The 24,131-nt window shown below is 63.8% G+C and carries 19 protein-coding genes, 1 tRNA gene and 1 pseudogene; 11 read left to right on the top strand and 10 right to left on the bottom strand.

The window, feature by feature from the left end:
* Window positions 1–48 precede the first annotated feature (48 nt).
* From V3C33_15550 to V3C33_15535, 4 genes and pseudogenes are all read left to right on the top strand, one after another.
* Window positions 49–2,790 carry an ornithine decarboxylase gene (locus V3C33_15550; GenBank protein XAS66873.1) on the top strand — a complete coding sequence of 914 codons (2,742 nt, stop codon included), beginning with the start codon at window positions 49–51 and terminating at the stop codon, window positions 2,788–2,790.
* Window positions 2,787–3,017, top strand: a complete 231-nt coding sequence (locus tag V3C33_15545; protein XAS66872.1) for an ArsR family transcriptional regulator — start codon at window positions 2,787–2,789, stop codon at window positions 3,015–3,017. Before V3C33_15550 ends, V3C33_15545 begins: the two co-directional genes overlap by 4 nt.
* 176 nt (window positions 3,018–3,193) lie before the next feature.
* Window positions 3,194–4,657, top strand: a pseudogene (locus V3C33_15540) (cation:dicarboxylase symporter family transporter).
* Between the two features lie 138 nt (window positions 4,658–4,795).
* Entirely contained in the window at window positions 4,796–5,443 is a 648-nt protein-coding gene (locus tag V3C33_15535; GenBank protein XAS66871.1) for a Pr6Pr family membrane protein, read from the top strand.
* 17 nt (window positions 5,444–5,460) lie between these two features.
* Here V3C33_15535 and V3C33_15530 read toward each other — a convergent pair whose 3' ends face one another.
* The 3 genes from V3C33_15530 to V3C33_15520 form a co-directional block, all read right to left on the bottom strand.
* Complete coding sequence (locus V3C33_15530) at window positions 5,461–5,841, bottom strand: sterol carrier family protein (GenBank protein ID XAS66870.1); 381 nt, start codon at window positions 5,839–5,841, stop codon at window positions 5,461–5,463.
* 86 nt (window positions 5,842–5,927) lie between these two features.
* On the bottom strand, window positions 5,928–6,944 hold the full coding sequence (locus V3C33_15525; protein XAS66869.1) for an asparaginase: 1,017 nt from the start codon (window positions 6,942–6,944) through the stop codon (window positions 5,928–5,930).
* A 100-nt stretch (window positions 6,945–7,044) separates the two neighbouring features.
* The gene (locus V3C33_15520) at window positions 7,045–8,622 is read right to left on the bottom strand and encodes a molybdopterin-dependent oxidoreductase (protein ID XAS66868.1); all 1,578 of its coding nucleotides are present in this window, start codon (window positions 8,620–8,622) and stop codon (window positions 7,045–7,047) included.
* 162 nt (window positions 8,623–8,784) lie between these two features.
* Here V3C33_15520 and purD point away from each other — a divergent pair, with 162 nt between their 5' ends.
* Window positions 8,785–10,116, top strand: coding sequence for a phosphoribosylamine--glycine ligase (gene purD, locus V3C33_15515; protein ID XAS69758.1), 1,332 nt, complete (start codon window positions 8,785–8,787; stop codon window positions 10,114–10,116).
* Window positions 10,117–10,118: 2 nt separating this feature from the next.
* A complete protein-coding gene (locus tag V3C33_15510; GenBank protein XAS66867.1) occupies window positions 10,119–11,069 on the top strand; it encodes a phosphoribosylaminoimidazolesuccinocarboxamide synthase in 951 nt (316 codons plus the stop codon).
* A gap of 70 nt (window positions 11,070–11,139) precedes the next feature.
* Here V3C33_15510 and V3C33_15505 read toward each other — a convergent pair whose 3' ends face one another.
* Window positions 11,140–12,402 carry a helix-turn-helix transcriptional regulator gene (locus V3C33_15505; GenBank protein ID XAS66866.1) on the bottom strand — a complete coding sequence of 421 codons (1,263 nt, stop codon included), beginning with the start codon at window positions 12,400–12,402 and terminating at the stop codon, window positions 11,140–11,142.
* Window positions 12,403–12,534: 132 nt separating this feature from the next.
* Between V3C33_15505 and V3C33_15500 the strand changes: the two genes are divergently transcribed.
* Window positions 12,535–12,780 (top strand): hypothetical protein, encoded by a 246-nt coding sequence (locus V3C33_15500; protein XAS66865.1) that lies wholly within the window; start codon window positions 12,535–12,537, stop codon window positions 12,778–12,780.
* 210 nt (window positions 12,781–12,990) lie between these two features.
* Here the strand turns inward: V3C33_15500 and V3C33_15495 are convergent.
* The 5 genes from V3C33_15495 to V3C33_15475 form a co-directional block, all read right to left on the bottom strand.
* Window positions 12,991–13,067: transfer RNA gene (locus tag V3C33_15495), tRNA-Pro, on the bottom strand.
* Between the two features lie 98 nt (window positions 13,068–13,165).
* Window positions 13,166–15,028, bottom strand: a complete 1,863-nt coding sequence (locus tag V3C33_15490; GenBank protein ID XAS66864.1) for an ABC transporter ATP-binding protein — start codon at window positions 15,026–15,028, stop codon at window positions 13,166–13,168.
* On the bottom strand, window positions 15,025–16,833 hold the full coding sequence (locus V3C33_15485; GenBank protein XAS66863.1) for an ABC transporter ATP-binding protein: 1,809 nt from the start codon (window positions 16,831–16,833) through the stop codon (window positions 15,025–15,027). The genes V3C33_15490 and V3C33_15485 overlap by 4 nt, the downstream gene beginning before the upstream one ends.
* A gap of 173 nt (window positions 16,834–17,006) precedes the next feature.
* Window positions 17,007–17,954 carry a metallophosphoesterase gene (locus tag V3C33_15480; protein ID XAS66862.1) on the bottom strand — a complete coding sequence of 316 codons (948 nt, stop codon included), beginning with the start codon at window positions 17,952–17,954 and terminating at the stop codon, window positions 17,007–17,009.
* 3 nt (window positions 17,955–17,957) lie between these two features.
* Window positions 17,958–20,237, bottom strand: a complete 2,280-nt coding sequence (locus V3C33_15475) for a transglycosylase domain-containing protein (protein ID XAS66861.1) — start codon at window positions 20,235–20,237, stop codon at window positions 17,958–17,960.
* A gap of 37 nt (window positions 20,238–20,274) precedes the next feature.
* Here V3C33_15475 and V3C33_15470 point away from each other — a divergent pair, with 37 nt between their 5' ends.
* Genes V3C33_15470 through V3C33_15460 form a run of 3 tightly spaced genes read left to right on the top strand, consistent with a single transcriptional unit; the run spans window position 20,275 to window position 21,894 of the window.
* Window positions 20,275–20,430: a DUF4177 domain-containing protein gene (locus tag V3C33_15470; protein ID XAS66860.1), complete on the top strand. Its 156-nt coding sequence runs from the start codon at window positions 20,275–20,277 to the stop codon at window positions 20,428–20,430.
* A gap of 2 nt (window positions 20,431–20,432) precedes the next feature.
* The gene (locus tag V3C33_15465) at window positions 20,433–20,966 is read left to right on the top strand and encodes a RidA family protein (GenBank protein ID XAS66859.1); all 534 of its coding nucleotides are present in this window, start codon (window positions 20,433–20,435) and stop codon (window positions 20,964–20,966) included.
* Between the two features lie 16 nt (window positions 20,967–20,982).
* The gene (locus V3C33_15460; GenBank protein ID XAS66858.1) at window positions 20,983–21,894 is read left to right on the top strand and encodes an NUDIX hydrolase; all 912 of its coding nucleotides are present in this window, start codon (window positions 20,983–20,985) and stop codon (window positions 21,892–21,894) included.
* A gap of 110 nt (window positions 21,895–22,004) precedes the next feature.
* Here V3C33_15460 and V3C33_15455 read toward each other — a convergent pair whose 3' ends face one another.
* A complete protein-coding gene (locus tag V3C33_15455) occupies window positions 22,005–22,682 on the bottom strand; it encodes a Crp/Fnr family transcriptional regulator (protein XAS66857.1) in 678 nt (225 codons plus the stop codon).
* Window positions 22,683–22,921: 239 nt separating this feature from the next.
* Here V3C33_15455 and V3C33_15450 point away from each other — a divergent pair, with 239 nt between their 5' ends.
* Window positions 22,922–24,106, top strand: coding sequence for a MarP family serine protease (locus tag V3C33_15450; protein ID XAS66856.1), 1,185 nt, complete (start codon window positions 22,922–22,924; stop codon window positions 24,104–24,106).
* Window positions 24,107–24,131 lie beyond the last annotated feature (25 nt).

Genomic DNA, 24,131 nt, shown 5'->3' with positions numbered 1-24,131 from the left:
ATGCCCGGTCAGGACAGCAAAAGACTCTTGATGGAAAACGGAATCGACATGAATTACCAACCTCTCAGCCGGGAAATCGGCACACCCAGCCGCGCCTGGCGCTCCCGCGCAGACGCCTGGGAGTTTCTCGGATACGCGCTGAAACAGCTGACCATGAGCAAACGCGGCGGACCGTCCTATGACAGCCTCCAGTCTCAGGTCCGGCGGACCCTTGGCCTCTTGCAGGCCATTGAACTGTATTGGGCTGCGCCAGGGCTCGCGACCGTCGCGCGGTTGCACGAGTATGTCCGCGCCGGTGACTATCGGGCAGGGCTGGATCTGGTGGCCGGTCTCACTCACCTCGTGCCTGCTGCCGGCTCCGGATCAGATCAGTCCGGTAGCGCCCAGGATCCGCGTGAGCCGGAAGACGAAGACGCCAACGGAGCACAAGGGCCGGCGGGTCGGCCACGGTTCGAGGTCCTGGTTGTCGACGACGTCACGGACCATGACGCAGAGATGCTGAAAGCGGATATGCACCGTCAACGCCGGCCGTCCGATGCTTTCGTGTACGCGATCAACGTGGTCCCGAGTTACGAGGATGCGCTGGTGGCCCTCCTGCTGAATCCCGACATCCAGGCCTGCATCCTCCGGCCAGGATTTACCGTCAACAGCGCTCAGCCGTTGGGTAGGGACCTGAGAAAGTTCCTTGCCGGGCACGTCGGAAGCGAGCTGGCAGGTCTGCGCCCGCTCGGCAGAATCCTCAGCCTGGCAGAAGAGATCTCCGGACTCCGACCCGAACTTGATGTCTATCTCGTGGCTGGCGTATCGATCGAAAACCTTGCCGGATCACTGACGAAACGGTTCAGAAGGATCTTCCGGAGACATGACCATCTTGACCTTCACCTTTCACTCCTGTCAGGTATCGCGGAGCGGTACGAAACACCGTTCTTCACAGCGCTGCAGGACTACAGCAGGCGGCCCGCAAGCGTCTTCCATGCCTTGCCGATCTCCCGTGGCGGCTCGGTCGGCAACTCGCCCTGGATCAAAGACATGGTCGATTTCTACGGACTGAACCTTCTGCTGGCCGAGACCTCCGCAACCTCGGGCGGGCTGGACTCGCTGCTGGCCCCGCACGGATCGATCAAAAGAGCCCAGGACTTGGCCGCCCGGGCATTTGGGGCGCAAAGAACCTTTTTCGTCACGAACGGGACATCCACGGCCAACAAGATCGTCCATCAGTCCATCCTCGCCCCGGGGGATGTAGTCCTCGTGGACCGAAATTGCCACAAATCACACCACTATGCGTTTGTCCTCGCCGGAGCGCAGGTCGCGTACCTGGATGCCTACCCGCTGAATCAGTACGCCTTCTACGGTGCCGTCCCGCTGGCCAGCATCAAGGGCATGCTGCTGGACTACAGGAGGGCCGGGCGTCTGGACGAAGTCAAGATGATCACGCTGACCAACTGCACCTTCGACGGCATTGTCTACGATGTTGAGCGTGTTATGGAGGAATGCCTGGCCATCAAGCCCGATCTGGTCTTCCTCTGGGATGAAGCATGGTTTGCTTTTGCCCGTTCGCACCCCATCTACCGGCGCAGGACGGCCATGGCAGCAGCCAGGAAACTGGAAGCGTCATTCGGCGACCCGGCATATGCGGCCAGACACGCCCAACAGCTGGAAACCCTCCATGATGCGGAAACGGGTGAACCTGCCGACGACGACATGTGGTTGAGGACCCGTCTCATCCCGGACCCGGCAAAGGCCCGGCTGAGGGTTTACGCCACCCAGTCCACGCACAAGACCCTGACCTCGCTGCGCCAGGGATCCATGATCCACGTCTTCGACCAGGACTTCAGCGAGTGGAACCAGGAAACATTCCGCGAGGCCTACATGACGCACACCTCGACGTCGCCGAACTACCAGATCCTCGCATCCCTGGACATCGGGCGACGCCAGGTCGAGCTGGAAGGCTTCGGCCTCGTCCAGAAACAGGCGGACCTGGCCACCAGCGTTGCCCAGGCCGTGGCCCGGCACCCGCTGCTCAAGAAATACTTCCGTGTCCTGACCTCACGGGACCTCGTTCCGTCCTTGTACCGGGAGACGGACCGGCCGATGCCGCTTCGTGAAGGCTTGGCGGCGCTCGATGAGGCGTGGCAGCGCGATGAGTTCGTGGTGGACCCCAGCCGGCTGACCCTTGACATCAGCAGGACAGGAATCGACGGCGACACGTTCAGACACACCTACCTCATGGACGAATACGGCATCCAGGTCAACAAGACCTCCAGGAATACTGTGCTGTTTATGACCAACATCGGAACTTCCCGCAGCGCGGTCGCGTACCTGATAGAAGTCCTTGTGAAACTGGCTGAATCCTTCAAGGACGGCGGCGGGTCACCGCGTCAACAGGGCAAGCTGCCTGTCCAGACGGGCGGGGTAGGCAGCCCGCCACCGCTGCCGGACTTCAGCATGTTCGCAGCACGCTTCCGGCGCAACCCGTTGAACGCTGATGGGGACATCCGTGCAGCCTACTTCGAGACGTACAAAACGGGTTCGACCACGTACGTTTCAGCGCACGAACTTGCCGAAAAAATCCAATCCGGCAAGGAGGTCATCTCCGCCGGATTCGTCACACCGTACCCGCCGGGCTTTCCTATCCTCGTCCCAGGGCAGGTCATCACCAATCACACACTCGAATTCATGGCAGCGCTGGACACCCGCGAGATCCACGGCTTCGACGAAGACCGCGGCTACAGGGTGTTTGTCGACAAGACCCACCCCGCTGCAACAGATGGGGAGGGACGTACACCGTGACTAACCATCCGCTCCGGGATCGAATCATGGCCTACCTGGAGGGGCACGGCCCGCGGAGGACCTCTGACATCAGCGCTGCCCTGAGGGCGTCCAAGGGCGCCACTCAGTACCACCTGAGTGCGTTGGAGTCGGCCTCCCTGGTCCGGTCAAATATTCCTCCGGAAAGCAGGGCGAGGTCCACACCCTTCTACACCCTGGTCGGGGTTTCATCTGACGCCTCCGAGTAGGAGGGAACGGCGGTCTCTCCGGCACGTGCCGTTCCCGGTGACAACGCCCCGCATCATCGACGGCTGGGGACAGCAATGATTCCGGGGCCGGGAAGCCAGCCCACCCTCATCCTGCAACAGGAACGGGCTACGAAAAAGACAACCGGGCCGACGTCCTTCGCTTTTTTGCGAAGCCACTGTACAAGTCGCTCTTCTTCCAAATCCTGATCGCCGTCGTGGCAGGTGTCCTCATCGGACATTTCTGGCCGGACCTCGGTTCAAAGCTGAGGCCGCTTGGCGATGGCTTTATCCAGCTCATTAAAATGATCATTGCGCCGCTGATCTTCCTGGTGATTGTCACCGGAATCTCAGCGGTAGGCGACGTCAAGGCGGTCGGGAGGGTAGGAGTCAAAGCGCTTCTCTACTTCACCGGCGCAACAATGTTCGCCCTGGTCTTTGGCCTGATCGTGGGCAATCTGGTCCAGCCGGTGCCGGCCTCAACATCGATCCCGGCACCTTGTCCCAGGAAGCGCTCACAGCCAAGACCGGCACCACGCCACCCAAGGATGCCGCGTCCTTCATCCTGGACATCATCCCCACCAGCGTCATCGGAGCCTTCGCCAGCAACAGCCTGCTTCAGGTTCTCTTCTTCTCGGTCTTCTTCGGTGCGGCGATCGTTGTCATCGGCCGCAAGCGCTGCATGCCGGTCATCAGCCTGATGGAAACCGTGCTCGAGCTGATCTTCAAGATCATGTCCTGGATCATGAAGGTTGCGCCCATCGGTGCCTTCGGAGCCATGGCGTTTATTATCGGCCAATACGGCCTGGACACCCTGGGCACATATGCCGTGCTGATTGCCGCCCGCTACGGCGCGGCCATTGTGTTCATTGGGCTGCTGTTCCTGGTGGCCTGGGGATTCGCCCGGGTTCCGCTGTGGCACTTCCTGAAGTACACCCGCGAAGAGTTCCTGCTTGCCCTCGGCACCGCCTCCACTGAGGCCGTAATGCCGCGCATCATGACCAAGCTGACCAACGCCGGCTGCTCCCGCGCCACCACCGGGCTCGTTGTTCCCACCGGATATTCCTTCAACCTCGACGGCGCCGCGATCTACCTTTCGATCTCGCTGCTGTTCCTGGCACAGGCCTTCGGCCATCACCTTGACCTGGGCCAGCAGCTGGCCGCCCTGGGTGTCCTGCTGCTGACATCCAAGGGAATGGCGGGTGTTCCCGGATCCTCGTTCCTGGCGCTCTCCGCCACCGCTGCGGCGCTCGGTATCTTCCCGGTGGCCGGTGTGGCCCTCCTTCTGGGCGCCGACCGCCTTATGGACTCCATGCGCGTGGTGGTGAACCTGCTCGGCAATTGCGTGGCCACCTTCGTTGTCTCGAAGTGGGAAGGCCATTTTGACCGCAGCGTTATGGTCCGTGCGTTCAACGGTGAAATCACCAACCACGATTCCGCCATCATGATGGGTGGAAGACGAATTCGAGGACCAGGAGCTCGAACGGATCAGTGAAGGCCAGGCGCCGTCACCCAAGTTCCGTGGCGGGCCCACCCCGGAGGAGATCCCGGAGTTCGAGATGAGCAGGCGCCGGCAAAGCGACCCAGTACCGGCCGGCAGCCACGAGACCGTGGGCAGCTCGGCGGCCATCAACCACGAGTAACCCCGCCTCACCCGTTTCGATGGTTCCCCGCGCACATGATGTGGCCCAACATCGAGTGCAAGGGGAACCATCGAAACGGCAGTTGTTTGTGCGCCGTGGCTGCTCGCGCCCGGTGCCTTCCTGCCCTAGGATCGGCTCATGACGGCAAACAGGGGACTTGCACTTTTCCGATTGTGGTTCGCGCTGCTTGGTTTTGCAGCCGTGCTGTTCCAGTTCCTGCATCTGATGCAGAATGGCGGCAAGGCCGGAAACTACTTCAGCTATTTCACCATCGAGTCCAACATCATCGCTTTCGTGACGCTCGGCGTGGCCGGCTGGTTCACCTTGAAGGGCGAGAGCCCACGATGGCTTGAACTGCTGCGCGGCGCGGCCACGGTGTATATGACCATCACCGGCATCACGTACAGCCTGCTGCTGAGCGACATTGACGTCAACACGCCGATTCCCTGGATCAATGTGGTGCTGCACTACACGGTGCCAACCATCATTGTCATTGACTGGCTGGTGGACCTTCCCAAGTCGAAGATCTCCATCAGAACGTCGCTGCTGTGGCTGGCCTTCCCGCTGCTGTACCTGGTCTACAGCCTGATCCGCGGCCCCATCGTCGGCTGGTACCCGTACCCGTTCCTGGATCCGGGTGTCAGCGGCTACGGCACTGTGGCCATTATGTCCTTGCTCATCGCGGTGGCAGCCTTCGTCCTGGCCATAGTCGCCGCGCTGTCCACCAGACTCCAGAACTCGGTCCGTCACCCGGCCACAGCCACGGCCATCGCTGCGGTCCGCTAGCCCCGCAGTTAATACAGTTACTGCAGCGGGAGCAGCCCGGAGAGGTCCGCGCGCAAACCTGAGGCCGCCACCTTGCCGTCCGCTACGGCGTCCGCCCAGCTCAACTGGCCGGTCACCATGGCAAGCCAGGTGGCGGCGTCGCACTCTATGACGTTCGGCGGGGTTCCGCGTGTGTGGCGCGGCCCCTCGACACACTGCGTGACGCCGAAAGGCGGAACGCGCACCTCCACCGAGTTGCCGGGTGCGCGGGCCGTGACTTCCTCGAGTGTGAAGCGCACCGCGGTGGCTATGGTTGTTCGCGGAACGGAAGCGTCCGACGCCGGTGGGGCGGCTTCCAGCCACAACGCCACCGCTGCCCGGCCCTCGTCAAGATCAATACGGCGCCGTGAAACTGCCACTTTGTCCGTCTCCTTTCAGCAACTGGCCCGGCTTAGCTCCAGTCCAGCCGGGCTCTAGCCCAGCAGGGCTCCACTCCAGCCGGGCTCTAGTCCAGCAGGGCCGAAACCGCGTGGCCCAGCCGGATCTTGCCCACTTGCCGGCCGCCGCCCAGCACTGGCTCAACAACCTTTTCCAGCACACTGGACACTCCGGGAATGTCAACGGCGCCGGCGGCAGCCAGCAGCGTGAGCCCCACCAGCGTCGTGGCCCGGAGATTGCCGTCCAGCACCTTCACTGCGACGGAAGCGCCCTGCGGTGTGGCCATGGCCAGCACGCCCTCGGCCCCGATCTTGGCAATGACGTCCAGCTCGTCCATCACGATGGTGTTGGCCTCGCCGCGGCCCTGGACCGCCCACGGGTAATCCAGCATGGACGTGGCGACGGTGGCTGCGCGGGCGTTGGAGTTTTTGTCCCCGGGAGCCCTGGCCAGCCGCGAAAAGGCGCGGGCCAGGCCGGTGAGCGAAACCGCCGCAACGGGAGCGCCGCAGCCATCGATGCCCAGGTGCGCGATCTTCTCCTGGGTGTATTCCTCGATTACGGCGCGGATGCGCTGCTGCAGGGGGTGGTTGGGCTCGAGGTAGCTGTGAGTGTCCCAGCCGTTCTCCGTGCAGGCCCACAGGAAGGCCGCGTGCTTGCCGGAGCAGTTGAACGCAAGCTTGGACTTGCCCTTTTCGGAGCGGATCAGCCAGTTGCGGGCGGTTTCATCCTGCGGCCAGGCCGAGGGGCACTGGAGTTGTTCTTCCTTAACCCCGGCAGCCTTGAGCATGCCTTCCACAATGTCCATGTGATCCAGAGAGCCAATATGGCTGCCGCACGCCAAAGCCACCTGGGCGCCCCGCAACGGAACACCGGACTGCATGGATGCGAGAGCCTGGAGCGGTTTGAGGGTGGACCGGGCATAGATGGGCGTGGTGATGTCGCCCAGTTCAGTGACCACTGTGCCGTCCCCGGCCAGCACCACGGCCGAGCCGATGTGCCGGGACTCAACGAATCCGCTGCGTTCAACAACGGCCAGCTCGACGGCGGACTCCACAGTGAACGTGGCATGCGAATTTTGGGGCATGATGCAAGTCTATGGTGCCGGACTTGCAATCCCCGGCGCCGTGCCGCTGCGCCGTGGACCTGCGCCGTGCCGCTGCGCCGTGGACCTGCGCCGTGCCGGGCTATTGCACGGTCACCAGAACCGACTGCCAGCCGGAGGCGCCGTCCGGGACGGGATCTGCCCGCTTGTCCGTCTGGACCTCGCCGGTTCCGTCCGTGGCACGGACCTTGATGTAGTGCGGGCCGGGGGTTGCATCCCAGTCGTATGACCACTGCCGCCAGGTGATTACGGAGGCCTCGGCGGACAGGACGGCCTCGGCCCATTCGCCGTTGTCGATCTGGATTTCCACCTTGGTGATGCCGCGGGTCTGGGCCCAGGCCGTGCCGCCGATGGCCACCCGTCCGGCGGCAACCTGCGCGAAGGACTTCGGCACTTCCACACGTGCCATGGTTTTGATGGGGCCGCGTTCGGACCAGCCGCGCTGGGTCCAGTAGGCCTTGCTGTCAGCGAAGCGGGTCACCTCAAGGTCAACCACCCATTTAGTGGCGGAGACAAAGCCGTAGAGTCCGGGAACCACCATGCGGACCGGGTAGCCGTGCTCCAGGGGCAGTGGCTCGTCATTCATGCCGATGGCCAGGATGGCGTCCCGGTGGTCCTGCAGGACCTCCAGGGGAGTGGAGGCGCTGAACCCGTCGATCGAAGTGGAGAGCACCATGTCCGCGCCGTCCTTGGGGCGAGCCCGCTTGAGGACTTCGCGGATTGGCAGGCCCAGCCACTTGGCGTTGCCGGCCAGGTTTCCGCCCACCGGGTTGGAAACACAGGTGAGGGACACATGGGACTCGATCAGTTCGGCGTCGAGCAGGTCCTGGAAGGTGAGGCGTATTTCCTGCTCCACCAGCCCATGGACCCGGAGTTCCCATTCCTCGGCGTTGATTTCGGGGACACTCAGCGCGGTGTCGATCCGGTAGAAATCCTTGTTGGGCGTTAGCCACGGAGTCACGCCCGGCGTGGGGGACTGCACGCCGGCAGGAAGGGAGGGAGCGGCCTTGGCGGGCGCGGGAAGTTTCAGGGAGCCACGGGCCCGGGCCACGTTGCTGCGTGCGGCGCTCAGGAGGCGTCCGCCGGTGGCGGCGATGGCAGCAGCTGCCGCGGCAATGCCGGTCGCGGCGAAGAAGGCGCGGCGCGAGGTGACAGGCCGCTCGGTGCCTTTGGCAGCGGTATCGGCAGGAGTGTCAGGGAAGGGCCTGAGCCGCCACAGCGGTGCAATCAGGAGCCGCAGCGCCACCAGCCCGGCAACAGTGCCGATCAGCGCTGGGATGGCGTCAACCGGCTTCACACTGGCACGTGTCACCACACTGGCCACGATCACCGCGCCCATCAGCAGCACGCCGGCCACACCCAGCGCCCACCTGCGGTAGGCCACCACGCCAAGCACGCAGGCCAGCAGGAAAATGGTCAGGCCCATGCCGACAAACAGCGCGGCCTTGTCATTGGTGCCGAACGTTGCGATGGCAAAGTCCTTCATCCAAGGCGGCGTGAAGTCAATAAAGGTGGACCCCAGGGCGATTAAGGGCGTTGCCCTCGCGGTGAAGAATGCGCCGATCAGTTCCGCAACGGAGAGTACGACGGCGGCGGCTGCCACACCGGCCAGCGCGGCCAATGCGGCGGGACCCTTGAGCCAGTTCATCAGTTTCTTCATGCCGGTGATTCGTAGCCGGCTGCTCCGCGGATTGATTAGCCGCCCTTTCTCCGGACGCAGGCCCCGGTTAAGTGCCCCGGACGCCCCGGACAAAGCCTCGCCGCAAGGCAGGCAGGACACAGCTTAGGAGGCAGCAGCGTCCACAAAGTACCCTTGGTGACTGTGAAGGTACTCGTCATTGGCCCCGGAGGCCGCGAACACGCCATTGTCCGCTCCTTGCTCGCCGATCCCAACGTTTCCGAAGTCCATGCGGCGCCGGGCAACGCCGGCATCAGCAAGCTGGTCCCCACGCACGCCATCGACGGCAACGATCCGGACGCAGTTGCCGCGCTCGCGAGCAGGCTCACCGTGGATCTGGTGATTGTCGGCCCGGAGGCTCCGCTCGCCGCAGGGGTGGCGGATGCTGTCCGTGATGCCGGAATTCCGGTGTTCGGCCCAAGCAAGGCCGCGGCCCAGCTGGAGGCCTCCAAAGCGTTCGCCAAGGAGGTGATGGCCGAGGCTGGCGTGCCCACCGCCATGGCGCTGGTGGCAAGCAACGCGGAAGAGGCCGCAGCGGCCCTGGATACCTTCGGCGCACCCTACGTGGTGAAGGACGACGGACTGGCCGCCGGCAAGGGCGTGGTGGTCACCAAAAACCGGGACGAAGCCCTGGCTCACGCTCAGACCTGCTTCGACGCCGGCGGAACCGTGGTGATCGAGGAATTCCTGGATGGCCCCGAGGTCTCCGTCTTTGTTCTGTGCGATGGCCACAACACGGTGGCGCTGTCCCCGGCACAGGATTTCAAACGCATTTTCGACAACGATGAAGGGCCCAATACCGGCGGCATGGGCGCGTACACTCCGCTGGAATGGGCGCCCGAAGGCCTGGTCCAGGAAGTCATCGACCGCGTGGCCCAGCCGACGGTCAAGCAGATGGCCCTCCGGGGCACCCCGTTTGTGGGTGTGCTGTTTGTGGGCCTCGCCCTGACTTCGCGCGGCACCCGCGTCATTGAGTTCAACGTCCGCTTCGGCGACCCCGAGACCCAGGCCGTGCTGGCCCGCCTCAAGACGCCCCTCGGTGCGCTGCTGCTGGCAGCTGCCAAGGGCGAACTGGACAAGGCAGAAGAGCTGCGCTGGTTGAAGGAGACCGCTGTCGCCGTCGTCGTCGCGTCCGAGAATTACCCGGACACCCCGCGCACCGGGGACCGCATCCGCGGGCTCAAGAAGGTTGACGAGCTGGACGGTGTCCACGTGATCCACGCAGGAACCAAGCTCGACGACGACGGCAAGGTGGTCTCCGCGGGTGGCCGCGTTCTCGCAGTGGTCGCGCTGGGCACGGACCTCGTGGAGGCCCGTGAAAAGGCGTACGACGGCGTGGAGCTGGTTCAGCTGGAAGGCTCCCAGTTCCGCACTGACATTGGCGGCAAGGCCGCCCGCGGCGAGATCAAGGTAACGTCAGGCGGCACCGGTGTGCTGCCTGTGGCCAAAGCGGCCGCCCCGAAAGCAAAGGCATGACAGTGGCTGAACTGAACAACTCCGGAACCAACGCAGGCGGGCTCGAAACCGAGACCCTGGATCTGCCGGGCTGGGAGCACGTGTACTCGGGGAAGGTCCGCGATCTGTATGTTCCGGCAGACGATTCCATCCGGGAAATGGTCGGACAGGACTGCGTGCTGGTGGTGGCGAGCGACCGTATCAGCGCCTACGATCACGTCCTGGCCAGCGAGATCCCGGACAAGGGGCGCATCCTCACGCAGCTGAGCCTGTGGTGGTTTGACCAGCTGGACGTTGAGCACCACGTGTTGGCATCCACGGTTGAAGGCGGCGTTCCGGAGGCTGTTGAGGGCAGGGCCATGATCTGCAAGAAGCTGGAGATGTTCCCGGTGGAGTGCATCGCCCGCGGTTACCTGACGGGCTCCGGGCTGGTGGAGTACACGCAGTCAGGCACCGTCTGCAGCATCCCCTTGCCCGAGGGGCTGGTGGATGGTTCGCGGCTGGAGCGGGCGATCTTCACGCCCTCGGCCAAGGCAGAGGTGGGCGAGCATGACGTGAACATCACCTACAACGACGTTGTGGCCATGGTGGGCGATGACATTGCTGCCCGTCTGAGCGAGCTGACCCTGAAGATCTACACGAAGGCCGAGGAGGTGGCCCGGAGCCGCGGCATCATCCTGGCCGACACCAAGGTGGAGTTCGGATACGACGTGGTCACCGGTACCATCACGCTGGGCGATGAAGTCCTGACCCCGGATTCCTCCCGATTCTGGGATGCCGGCACGTATGCGCCCGGACAATCCCAGCCGTCCTATGACAAGCAATACGTCCGCGACTGGCTGACCTCGGCCGAGTCCGGCTGGGACAAGGCGTCCGGCACCCCGCCGCCGGTGCTGCCCGGGGATGTCATCAGCCGTACCCGGAGCCGCTATGTCGAGGCCTACGAGAAGCTCACGGGCGAAACGTTCGTCTAGCCAGCCTCACAACAAAAATTGCCCCGGCTTCGGCCGGGGCAGTTCTGTTTCGGCAGGTTTCGTGTCCGGTCTAGCTGGCCTCAGCGGCGGCGGCGCGGCGCTGGGCGAGCTTGATTTCCAGCACCGCATCCATGGCCTGCTGGACCCGGTCCGAGGCGCCTGCTGCACTGAATTCCTTTTGGGCGTCCTCGAGGTGGACCAGGGCTTCCTCGGATTCGCCGGCCGCCTTGAGCGACTTGCCCAGCAGCAGCGACACTTCGCCGGCCGTGTGCTTGGCCAGCGAAGCGCGCTCGGCGTGGATTTCCCGGAGCTTGAGCACGGCCGCCACGATGTCGCCCGTGAGGTAGAGCCAGCGTGCACGGATGAAGGCGACTTCCAGCTCGTCGGTCTTGTTGCCGCCCACAATGGAGAGCGCGAGTTCGGCGCGTTCGATGGAGGCGAGCGTCTCCGGCTCCACAATTCCGGACGAAAGCCGGACCGCAGCGGATGCTTTGTTAAAGCGGGCCCAGAGCTCGATGTCGTTGGCGGGGGACAGTTGCCTGGCCGCCCGCTCGTGGTACTTGATGCCTTCGGCGTAGTCGTGCCGCATAAACGCCACGTTGCCGATAACCCAGGCCACTTCGCCTGCCAGCTGGGACATTGAGTTCTCGTCCGTCTGCTCGTTCATGGCCTCGCAGTAGGTCCAGGCCTCGTCCAGCCGGCCGCTTTCTGCCAGTGCGCCGATCAGGGCGCGGAGCGCGCCGATGATCAGTGTGGAGCCATGGGGCAGCTGGGTGCACAGCTTCACCGCTTCCTGCGCATGCTCGACGGCGGCGCTCAGCTGGCCCTGCCCCTGGCAGACTGCGGCGAGCATCTGCCGCGCGCGGACGCCAAGGCCGGCTGATTCAACCGCCATGGGGTGTTCCAGGAGGTGCTGCATGATCTTGCGGCATTCCTGCCACTCGCCCTGCTTGATGAGGCATTCAGCTTGCATGTAGCTCATGTTCCACCACGCGCTGGTGTTCTTTCCCTCCAGCGCGATCCGTGCTGCCGTTACGGCATGGCTGGCGGCCAGCGGGTAGTCCCGCAGATCCCAGGCCTGCCGCGCATACAGGCCTGCCAGAACATACTCCGCATCGCTGACGGAGATGGGCTGGCTCCATGCCTCGAGGGCTTTGGGTGCCATCTCCAGCCGGCGCGCCAGCTCTTCGATGACCTCGGCTGTTGGTTCCCGGCGGCCGGTTTCCAGCAGGGAAATGTAGCTGGGCGAATACAAGTCCCTGCCCAGTTCAGCCTGCGTCAGCCCACGTTCGAGTCGCTCGGCGCGGAGCTTCTCCCCGAATCCGTTCCCCACCGGTTTTCCTCCTCATTCCGGACAGTCTTTGTACTTAATGCTTGACAGTCCCTGTGGAAAACATTTTACAATGTATGTCAACAAGGACAGTGCTGACTTTGTAACGAATCCGACTCGTATTGAGGAACTCTTATGTTGAAGAAGATTGCTTCCGCTGCCGCTCTGGCAGGGGCACTGGCATTTTCTGCTGCGGCTCCCGCCGTGATGTCAGCAGGTCCGATCGCCGATCTCGCCGGTACATCTGTTGCCGTTGGTAACTGGCCGGATCCCATGCGGGTGTCCCATGCCGTGGGCAACTGGCCCGACCCCATGTCCTACCCCGCCAAGGGCGGCAAGACATACACCACGAATGTCGGCAACTGGCCGGACCCGATGTAACAACCGAGTTATGCCCGCACCGGTCTCTTGAGGTGCAGGACCAAAAACCTCCAGCAAGGGAACGAAGGCTCCGGGACATGCGCGAACCATGTCCCGGGGCCAGTTCTTTGTCCCGATGCGTGATCAGAACTTCCGAATCAGCACTTCTGAACCGGCCACAGCCGAAGCCGGAGACACAAAAGAGGGCCTCCCGTGGGAGGCCCTCTTTTTTGGTCGGGATGACAGGATTTGAACCTGCGACCTCGTCGTCCCGAACGACGCGCGCTACCAAGCTGCGCCACATCCCGATCCGCTGCAAAAGCAACTTTACAAGAATAGCGGATGGCGGGGCCGGATGCGAAATCCGCTGCCCCGCCCGGTCAGCCGGACTGCCCCGCCCGGATCGCTAGACGAGCGAGTCCCTCCAAGCCCCATGCAGCTGCGCGAAGCGTCCGCCGCCGCCGATCAGTTCTTCAGGCGTGCCGTCCTCCACCACACGTCCGTCGTGGACCACCAGGACGCGGTCCGCGGTCTCCACAGTGGAGAGCCTGTGGGCGATGATCAGGGCCGTCCGCCCGGCACTGCGGGTACCGGCACTGCCGGGAGTGCCGCCGTCGTCCCCTGCGCCCCGCAGGAGGCGCGCCAGGCCGTTCTGGACCAGCCGCTCGGAGGGGATGTCCAGCGACGATGTTGCTTCGTCCAGGATCAGGACCGCCGGCCGGGCCAGGAACGCGCGGGCGAAGCTGATGAGCTGTCGCTGACCGGCGGAAACGCGGCCGCCGCGCTTGTTGACGTCGGTGTCGTAGCCCTCCGGGAGCTCGGCGATGAAGTGGTGGGCGCCCACAGCCCTGGCGGCGTCCTCGATCTCCGTCCGGGTTGCTTCGGGCCGGCCCAGTGCGATGTTGTCCGCCACGGTACCACTGAACAGGAACGCCTCCTGGGTGACCATCACAACGTTCCGGCGCAGGTCCGGCGTCGTGAGGTTGCGCAGGTCAACGCCGTCCAGAGTCAGCGAACCGGATGAGACGTCGTAGAAGCGGGCGATCAGCTTGGCGAGCGTGGATTTGCCCGCGCCGGTCTGGCCTACAAGAGCGACTGTCTGCCCGGCTGGGATATGCAGGTCCATTTTGGGGATGATCACGGGCCCGTCGCCGTAGCCGAACTCCACGTCCTTGAAATTGATGGCGCCCTGGGCATCGCGGAGAGCCACCGGATTCTTGGGAGGGCGGACCGTGGGGATCTCCTGGAGGAGCCCTGAAACCTTTTCAAGGGCAGCCTGTGCGCTCTGGAAGGAGTTGTAGAACATGGCCATCTGGTCCACGGGCTGGAAGAACCGTTTAGTGGAGAGGATCAGCGCCAGCAGCACACCCACGGCAAGTTCGCCGGAGAGCACGCGGAAGCCGCCGAAGAGCAGCACCACGGCCACGCAGACGTTTCCGATCAGCACCAGTCCGGGCTGGAATATACCGTTGAGGTTGATGGAGCGGACAGTCACCAGGCGGTAGTCCTCGGACAGCTGGCCGTAGACGTCGGCGTTTTCGCGCTCCTTGCGGAAGGCTTTGACCGCGCGGATGCCGGTCATGGTTTCCACAAAGTGGACAATAAGCCGGGCAGAGACCACACGCGATTCCCGGAAGGCGATCTGCGAATGCTTCTGGTACCAGCGGGCCAGGAAGTACATCGGAACGCCGGCAGCAAGCACCATCAGGCCGCTGCGCCAGTCCAGTGCGAACACGGTGATGGCCGTGAAAACCATGAACAGCATGCCGGACGCCAGGGAGCTCACACCGGAGTCCAGGAGCTCACGGAGTGCTTCAAGGTCCGAGGTCTGCCGCGCGATGATGCGGCCGGACGTGTACTTCTCGTGGAATTCCAGGCTGAGGCGCTGTGTGTGCCTGAAGACCCGCAGCCGGAGATCCAGCAGCATGGCCTGGCTGAGCTTCGCCGTGGACGTCACGTACATGGCCGTCAGGCCTGCTGTGACGATTGCAGCGGCAAGGTACGCGACGCCGGCCAGCACCAGCGGGACATTGTCGCCTGCCTGCAGGGCCGGCAGCGCGTGGTCGATGCCAAAGGCAATCAGCGCCGGCCCGGCCACGCGGGCGGCCTGCGACAGGACCACCATGGCGATGGTCAGCCAGAACCGCAGCCGCACGGGGCGGATCAGCGACCCCAGCAAGGTGACTGACCGGCGTCGTACGGTTTTGCTGTCGCTTTTGCTGAGGTGCGCGTTGTCCTCGTTGGCAGTGCCGAAGGTTGCTGTGCTCATCGGATGACTTCCTCTGACTGGTCCTCGAGGGCCGATAGTTCTGAGTCCAGGTCCCGGGGTTCCGTGTCCAGGCTCGCGATCACGTAGCGGTAGTGGTGGTTCTCGGCCAGCAGTTCCGTATGGGTTCCGACGGCGGTGATCCGGCCCTCCTCAAGCAGCGCCACCCGGTCGGCAAGCGCCACGGTGGACGGCCGGTGGGCGACGATCAGCGTGGTGGTGTCACCAAGGACCTCACGCAGGCGTGTTTCCACCAGCTCCTCGGTGTTGACGTCCAGGGCGGACAGGGGATCGTCCAGAACCAGCACCTTGGGCCGGGCTGCGATGGCGCGGGCCAGCGCGATGCGCTGGCGCTGGCCGCCGGAAAGACTCAGCCCTTCATCGCCGATCAGGGTGTCCAGGCCTTCCGGCAGGGAGTACGCGAAGTGGGCCTGGGCGACGTCGAGCGCTTCCTCCAGTGCTTCATCGGTACGCTCACCGGCGCCGAGAAGGACGTTGTCCCGGACGGAGCTGGAGAACAGGGTGGTGTCCTCGAACGCCACCCCCACCACTTTGCGCAGTTCCTCCACGCTGAATTCGCGCAGGTCCACGCCGTCGATGCTGATGGAGCCTTCGGTGACCTCGTAGAGCCTTGGCACCAGCTGGAGTAGGGCGCTCTTGCCGCTGCCGGTGATGCCCACGAGCGCCATGGTTTCGCCGGGCCGGATGTCCAGGCTGATGTCCTTGAGGATCGGTTTGGCGGGGGCGTCCTCGAAGGCGAAGGTGGCGCTGTTGAAGCTGAGGGCGCCCTTGAGCTCTGTCGGCCGCGATGGATGGTCCGGGCTGGTGATGGTGTTGACCGAGTCCATGACCTCGTAGTGGCGGTCCACGGCCGTTTTGGCGGTGAGGGCCATTGCCAGGAGCATGCCGCAGAATTCCACGGGTGCAGCAATCACTGCCGCGGTGGCGAAGAATGCCACCAGGGCGCCGATGCTCAGCTGGCCGCTCGCGGCGAGCATCACTCCCACCACCAGCCCGGCACCGAGAGCCAGCTCGGGGAGGAGGGTGACCACCAGGCTGAAGGTGGCGAGATGTTTGGCCTTGGCGATCTCTGTTTGGCGGAGTTCCTCGGCCTGTTCGTTGAAGTTCTCCAGGGCCTCGCGGCTGCGTCCGAACGCCTTGAGCACCCGGATGCCGTGGACGGATTCTTCCACCGTGGTGGCGAGGTCGCCGGCCTGGTCCTGGCTGCGCCTGGCCACCTTGCTGAAGCGCGTCCGGAAGCGGAAGCCGTAGATGATGATGGGAACGGCTGCGGCGAGGAAAATCAGCGCAAGCTGCCAGCTCATGGAGAACATGACCGCGACGCCGATCAACACGGTGAGGGTGGTGACCACCAGCATGATGGCGCCGAAGGCCATCCAGCGACGCAGGAAGTTCAGGTCAGTCATGGCGCGGGAGAGCAGCTGCCCGGAACCCCAGCGGTCATGGAAGGAGACGGTGAGGTCCTGCAGGTGGCCGTAGAGCGAAACCCGCATCCTGGTTTCCACCGTGGTTGCCGGGTTGATGACGAAGAACCTGCGGAGGGCTACCAGCCCGGCCTCGGCGATGCCGAGAATCAAGATCACGACGGCGGCAATCCACACAGCGTCCGACGCCCCGCCCGCCTGGAGCGAATCGTTGATCAGGATGCGCAGCACCTGGGGGATGGTGAGCGCCACGAGGCTTGCCAGCAGCGCACTGATAAGCCCCATGAAAAGCCGGGGGATGATCGGCTTCATATGGGGGTAAAGACGGCTGATTGATCTGAAAAATGAAGTCTGCTTGGCCATGCCCGCTTCTCAAGCTCTAAACCGAATGTAGTTTCCCGTAGCAACTACCCTATGCCATGGCGTGACACGTTTCACATGAAATCAGAGGGCGCATGAAAGTTGGCCAGTTATTCCGTTTCGCAATGGGGGCCTGCACCCAGCGCGGTGGTTGAGCTTGCGGAAACCCCTGGCATTCAGCTGCGGGACGTCAGCGTCAGCATCACGGCCTCGGGCCTGCAGGCGATGCGGATGGGGGCGAAGCGTGAGGTGCCGATGCCGCCGGAGACGTTCACCGGCGTCGTGCGTCCCTTGCTTTCCCAGTCGTTCAGTCCCTTGGCGCGCCAGGTGGGGATGTCGCAGTTGGCGATGATGGCGCCGTAGCCGGGGATGCAGAGCTGGCCGCCGTGGGTGTGGCCGGCCAGGAGGAGATCCGCGCCGTCCTCGGTGAAGTGGTCCAGCACGCGCTGGTAAGGGGCATGGATGACGGCCACGCGCAGGTGCGGCTGGGAATCCTGGCCCTTGGTGCCCCGGGGCCAGCCGGCATACCTTTCGCGGTGCAGATGGGGATCGTCCACTCCTGAGAAGTCAAACCGCAGGCCGTTCAGCACCAGGGACTGGTTGCGGTTGGTGAGATCCACCCAGCCGCCCATTCCGAAGCCGGAACGCAGCCGCGGCCAGTCCAGCTCCACGCGGTCCGGTTTGGTTTTCGAAGGGCCCAGCAAATACGAGGCCGGATTCCTGAACCCGGGCGCGAAGTAGTCGTTGGAGCCCGGGACAAATACGCCGGGGAATTCCAGCAGCGGGGCCAGGGCCTTAAGCAGCGGCTCGATTGCCTTGGCATGGCTGAGGTTGTCGCCGGTGTTCACCACAAGATCCGGCTTCAGCGAGGCCAGGGAAGCAAGCCATTCGGCCTTGATGTTCTGGCCCGGAACGAAATGGATGTCGCTCAGATGCAGGATCCGGAAGGGCCTCTGGCCCTCCGGCAGGATGGGCAGCGTCTCTTCGCGGAGCACAAACTGGTTCTTCTCCCACAGCCCGTAGCCAGTGGCCGCAAGGCCGGCCACGGTGCCGGCTGCGGCAGTGACGGCAAAGCCGCGCCCGATGTTCCGGACGCGGCTTGCCAGCGGAGTTGAGGCCGTCACGGACTACCCTTTTCCGCCCTTTTTGTCGCCGTTGCCTGGGTCCTTGGAGGGCGGGCTGGACGGCTCCGAGGGCGTTGGCTCCGCCGGCGGCTGGACCGTCACGGGTTCGTACAGCAGGTTGGACGGCGGTTCCGGGAAGGGGTTGGTGCCATATGACGGAGCGATCTGGGCCATGAACTTGGAGAACTGAGGCCCTGCGATCATGTAGCCGTCAATGCCTGCATAGAACTGGCCGTTGATCGTCAGGTTCCGGCCCTCGCGGCTCTGGTTTCCGAGTGGATCGCCGAACCAGGATGCCGTTGCCAGGCCAGATGTGTAGCCCACAACCCAGGTCGAGCCGTTGGAGTCATTGGTGCCCGTCTTGGCCGCGATCGGGAAGTTCGTCTTGGTGGAGATACGCGGCTGGATGAGCGAGCCGGATCCCTGGTTCAGGACCTCCTGCATTGCATAAGCAACTCCGCGGGCCACTTCGGGTTTGATCGCGTCGCGGCAGCTGGGGGACTGGGCGGGCAACTTGGCCCCCGTTTCGTCCGTCACCGAGGTGATGGCAATGGGTTCGCAATACTTTCCGTCGTTGGCGAATGTGGCGAACGCCGATGCCATGGTCAGGGGCGCCGTCTGGGTGGAACCGATGAGGTTGCCCAGCCTTGTCATTTTCACCTGCGGGTTGGCTTCCGTGACCTTCCCCTGCTTGTCCACGTCGGGCAGCCCGCCGTGGATGCCCGCCGCGTCGACGATCTTCTGGATGCCGCAGAGGTCAACCTGGGCCGCCGAGGCGAAGGTGGCGGTGTTGATCGAGTTCATGAGTCCGTACAGGACTGACATGGGCCGGTAGTAACCCTCGTCGGAGTTCTGCAGGTCAAAGCTTTCGGGAACTGTTGCGTCATACCAGCCTTCCGTCGGGTTGGGGCAGGTGTTTCTCCACGGGAAGTCCTGCGGATAGCGGCGCACGGCCGCGTTGATGGTGGTGTTCATCGACTTGCCCTCATCGAGCCACTGGGCAAAGGTGAAGGGCTTCATGGTGGACCCCGGCTGGGCGCCGCCAAGGCCGTTCAGGTCACCACCATTCTTATCGAGCTTGTCGACGTTGAAGTTGATGTTGCTGTCAAACCTGCCGTTGGCCGCAAACCACTTGGTGTTCTGGGCCATGTTGGTGATCTTGCCGGAGTTCGGCTGCACGGAGACCAATGACGCACCCCACTTGTCCGGATTGGCTCCGGCAGTGGCATCCACCTGGGCCTGCGCCGCGTTTTGCGCCTTGGGGTCCAGGGTGGTGGTGATGGTCAGGCCGCCACGGAACACCTTCTTTTCGCGCTCGGCGGCGTCGGCACCGTAGGCCGGGTTGTTGAGCAACAAGTGCAGCACGTAATCGCAGAAGTACGGCGCGGTGGAAGCGTAGGCGCACCCCTGGCGGGCCGGGGTGACCTTGGGCGTCACGGGTGTGGCAACGGCGGCATCGTATTGAACCTGGGTGATTTTCTTCTGCGTGAGCATGGCGCTCAGCACCAGGTCCCGGCGCTTCTTGGCGTTGTCCGGGTTGGTGATGGGGTCGAAAGCCGAGGGGCTGTTGACCAGCCCGGCCAGAAGTGCCGCCTGGGGGAGGGTGAGGTCCTTGGCGGTGGTGCTGAAGAAGAACTTGGACGCGGCCTCGATGCCGTAGGCGTCACGGTTGAAGAACACGATGTTGAGGTAGCCCTCAAGGATCTGCTCTTTGTTGAACTTCTTCTCCATGGCGATGGCCAGCTTCATTTCGCGGAGCTTGTCACCCACGCCCTTGTTCACGCCGTTGAGCTTGATGTCCTGGGTGTTGCCCTCAGCCTCGAGGGAAGCATTGAGAACGTTGTTGACGTATTGCTGGGTGATGGTGGAGGCACCCTGTTTGTTGCCCCGTGCGGTGCTCACCAGGGCGCGCAGGATGCCCGTGGTGTCAACGCCGCCGTGCTCGTAGAACCTGGTGTCCTCGATGGAGATCACGGCGTCCTTCATAAACGGCGAGATCTTATCCAGCGGAACCTTGGTGCGGTTTTCCGCAAAGAGGTTTGCAATGACACTGCCGTCCGAGGCCAGAATCCTGGTGGATTGGCTGGGCGGGTCCACCTTCAGCTCTGCCGGAAGAGTGTCGAAAAATTCGATGGAGCCGCTGGCTGTGTTGCCGGAAACGGCAGCTGCGGGAACCAGCAGCCCCGCCACCAGGACACCACAAATAGCGCTCACACCAAGGAAACCTAGAATCTTTCCGAGGGTAGTGGCTGTGTCGAAAATGGGGTTCTTACGAGTCACCATGTTTTTCAGTTTACCGGCAAGGACTAGGCTTTAGTTCATGACCAAATGGGAGTACGCAACGATTCCGCTCATTATTCACGCCACGAAGCAGATTCTTGACCAGTGGGGTGAGGACGGCTGGGAGCTCGTCCAGGTAGTCACCGGCCCCGATGGCAACGGACTGGTTGCCTACCTCAAGAGGGAGAAGCAGTAGCCATGAGCACTCCTGCAGAAACCAGCGCCGGCGCCGAAACAGCCCCGATTTCCGCGGTGGAACAGCGCCTCGCCGAGCTCGGATTGACCCTCCCGGACGTGGCCGCCCCCGTAGCCGCCTACGTGCCCGCGATCATCTCCGGCAACCACGTTTACACCTCCGGGCAGCTGCCATTTATTAACGGCAAACTCGAAGCTACGGGCAAGGTTTCCGCCGGCACCGAGGGCGCGTCTGATGAGCCCACCGTTTCGCCGGAAGCGGCCAAGGCCTACGCCGCGGTCTGCGCCGTCAATGCGCTGGCTGCTGTGAAGAGCGTCATCGGGGACCTGGACCGCATCACCAGGATCGTCAAGGTAGTCGGCTTCGTGTCCTCGGATCCGTCCTTTACCGGACAGCCTGGTGTCGTCAACGGCGCGTCGGAGCTGCTGGGCAAGGTCCTGGGCGACGCGGGCCAGCACGCCCGCTCCGCCGTCGGCGTTTCAGTCCTGCCCCTCGACTCTCCCGTTGAAGTCGAACTGATCGCTGAATTCAGCTAAGGACCGGTCACCACTCTTGCCTCAGTTAGCCCGTCGACTGTTTGCTATTCCTCCCGATCTCGAAGGGGCGGCACAAAGCTGGCTCGAACACGGCGAACGGACACCCCGCGCCGCCCGGTTCGCCTCGTCCGTCGTACTGCTGCGCGATTCGCCCACCGGCCTGGAGACCTGGCTCGGTTACCGGCCGGGTACCTCCCCGCTGGGTGTTCTCGCCTTCCCCGGGGGTTCACTGGAAGCGTCCGACGACGACGCCCTTGGCTGGCTGGGCCCCTCACCTCAGCAATGGGCCGAGTCAATGGGAACCGCCGACGTCGGGCTGGCGCGCCGCCACGTGGTGGGCGCGATCCGCGAGCTGTTCGAGGAAACGGGCGTGCTTTTGGCCGGACCGGACCTCTCCACCACCATCGAGGCCACGTCCACGCAGGAATGGATGCGGGCACGTGAAGCCGTGGCGGCGCAGGAGAAGTCTTTCACTGACGTCCTGGCCAAGCGGGGGATGTCCCTGCGGACTGACCTGCTCAAGTCCTTGGTGAACTGGCAGAGCCCCGACTTTGCGCACCGTCGTTTCAATACCCGCTACTTCGCGGCCACCGTGCCCGTGAACCAGAAGCCGTCGCTCCTGGCCAGCAAGGGTGTGTGGGGGCGCTGGGCCTGCGTCACCAAGGTCATTGGTGAGCGGGATACATCGGCGCTGGGCGACGAAGTGGGCCAGGAGAACACCGTTGGCCTGAAGCTCGGCCAATTGCTGGTGCCGGGCTCTGAGATCATGCTCGAAAAGATGGCGGCTGCGAATGGCTGCATCGCCTACCTGAGCTACAAACGCAAAGCCCACGTCTACCAGCCGAAGCTCGTCGAGGAAGACGGCAAGCTCATGCTCGAAGTTGAGGCAGCAAAGACAGTGGCCGGCGAACCCCAGCGGGAACGCTAGCGACGCTTAAATTTGCTGGCGACACGTAAAATGGCTGGCGACACCCGAATCCGGGCGTCGCCAGCCATTTTGCGTAGCGCAGAGAATTTTGCGCGTCGTGAGTTTGTGGACTAGCGGGAGCGCTGGCGGAGGCGCTGCATATCCAGGATGACGACGGCGCGTGCCTCCAGGCGGAGCCAGCCGCGCTGGACGAACTCGGCCAGCGCCTTGTTGACGGTTTCGCGGGACGCACCCACCAGCTGGGCAAGTTCTTCCTGCGTGAGCTCGTGTGCCACCAGAACGCCGTCGGTTGCCGGGCGGCCGAAGCGGTCGGCCAGGTCCAGGAGAGCCTTGGCCACGCGGCCGGGGACGTCCGAGAACACGAGGTCGGAGAGTGAATCGTTGGTGCGGCGAAGTCGCCGTGCCAGTGCCTGCAGCAGCTGGGCGGAAACCTCTGGGCGGGTCCGCAGCAGTGCGTTCAGGCTTTCGTTCTTCAGGCCGGCCAGACGCGTTTCGGACACGGCCGTTGCCGTTGCCGTGCGGGGGCTGGGATCAAAAAGTGCCATCTCGCCGAAGAGCTCGCCCGGGCCCAGGATCGCCAGAAGCGATTCACGGCCGTCCGGGGAGGTGCGGCCGAGCTTTACCTTGCCGGAGACGATGAAGTAGAGCTGGTCGCCCTGGTCACCCTCGCGGAAAACTGATGCCCCGCGCGAAAGGTCCACCTCGGTAAGCTCGTCCGTCAGCAGACGGAATGCTTCGTCGTCGAGCGTGGCGAAAAGGGGCGCGCGGCGCAATACCTCGATGTCCATGAAATCTCCTGAATAAATGTGTCGGCTGTGGCGCTTCAGCCATTGTTTCAGAATTTTGGCGCTCCTATGACGTAGTTGGCACCCGAAACGCGCGAAATGGCAGCCGGGCGGACGGCGGACCGTCCTGTGTTGCCTTCCCTGGGCCCGGATCGGGCGTGCAGAGGGCCGCGGATGCCCGCCGGGCATACTGTCAGTCTTCACGATTAGAATTGGGGCTCAACTGTTTGTGAGGAGCCTCGGTGTTTGGCTTGACCGTTCTGGACCTGGCGTTGATTCTGACTCTGCTGTCCTATTTGATCTATGGCCTGCGCAACGGCTTCCTGGTGACGCTGGGTGGCATTGCCGGCCTTGCCGCCGGCGCCGTGGCGGCCTTCATTTCCGTGCCGTTGGTGAGCGGTTTCGTTAGGGACAGCGGGTGGAGGCTCACCGCGATTGTGGCCACCGCCGTCCTGTTGATGATTCTGGGGCACGCGCTGGGCACCATGATCGGGCAGAAAATCCGCAGTGCCGTGCGGATCGAGCCCTTGCGGGCCGCGGACCGGCTTGTTGGCGGCGGCGTCAATGTGGTGGTGTCCGCACTGGTGATGTCCATGCTGGCGTTCAGTATCGGTTCCCTCGGTGTCCCGTTCGTCTCCCAGCAGCTTGCCGAGTCCAAGGTGATCCGTTTTATCGACGGACTCACCCCCCTACCGGTCAAAACCACCATGGCACAGCTGCGGTCCACGGTGATCGGCAACGGAATTCCAACCCTGATCGAGGGCCTCGGGCAGGGACAGCCCGTGGCTGTTCCGAACGCCAGTACAGACACCGCGGCGCTCAACCGGGCTGCTGAGTCTGTGCTGAAAATCGCCGGCACCGCGTTCCAGTGCGGGCAGAACCAGACAGGCTCGGGCTTTGTGGTGTCGCCGGGCCGGGTTGTCACCAATGCACATGTTGTTGCGGGCGTGTCGCAGCCCGTTGTGGAGATTCCGGGCGGCGGCGCGATGCCCGGCCGCGTGGTGTATTTCGACAGCAAGCGCGACCTTGCCGTCCTGGCAGTAGACGGATTGCCGTCCCAGCCCCTGCCCCTGAGCCCGGACCTGCCAGCCGGCAGCCCGGCTGCCTTCGCCGGTTACCCGCACGGCGGACCATTCCAGTCCAAGCCTGCCACGGTGCAGGACATCACCTCGGTACTGGTGCCGGACATCTATGGGAACAACCCGTCGGCGGAGGACGTCTACCGGTTGGCGGGTGACGTCCAGCCCGGTAACTCGGGCGGACCCCTCCTGACCACCGACGGACTGGTAGCCGGTGTCATCTTCGCCAAAAGCACCTCCGACGCCTCCCTCGGGTTCGCCATCACCATGGACGATCTGAACCCCGTGGCGGCACAGGCACCCGGACTCAGCAGCCCGGTATCCTCCGGGCAGTGCATCCAAAAGTAATTGGTGGAGGCCAGTGTGGTCTCGA

The sequence above is a fragment of the Micrococcaceae bacterium Sec5.7 genome (genome assembly GCA_039636785.1).
Lineage (GTDB): Bacteria > Actinomycetota > Actinomycetes > Actinomycetales > Micrococcaceae > Arthrobacter.
This window is presented reverse-complemented; position numbering and strand designations above follow the sequence as displayed.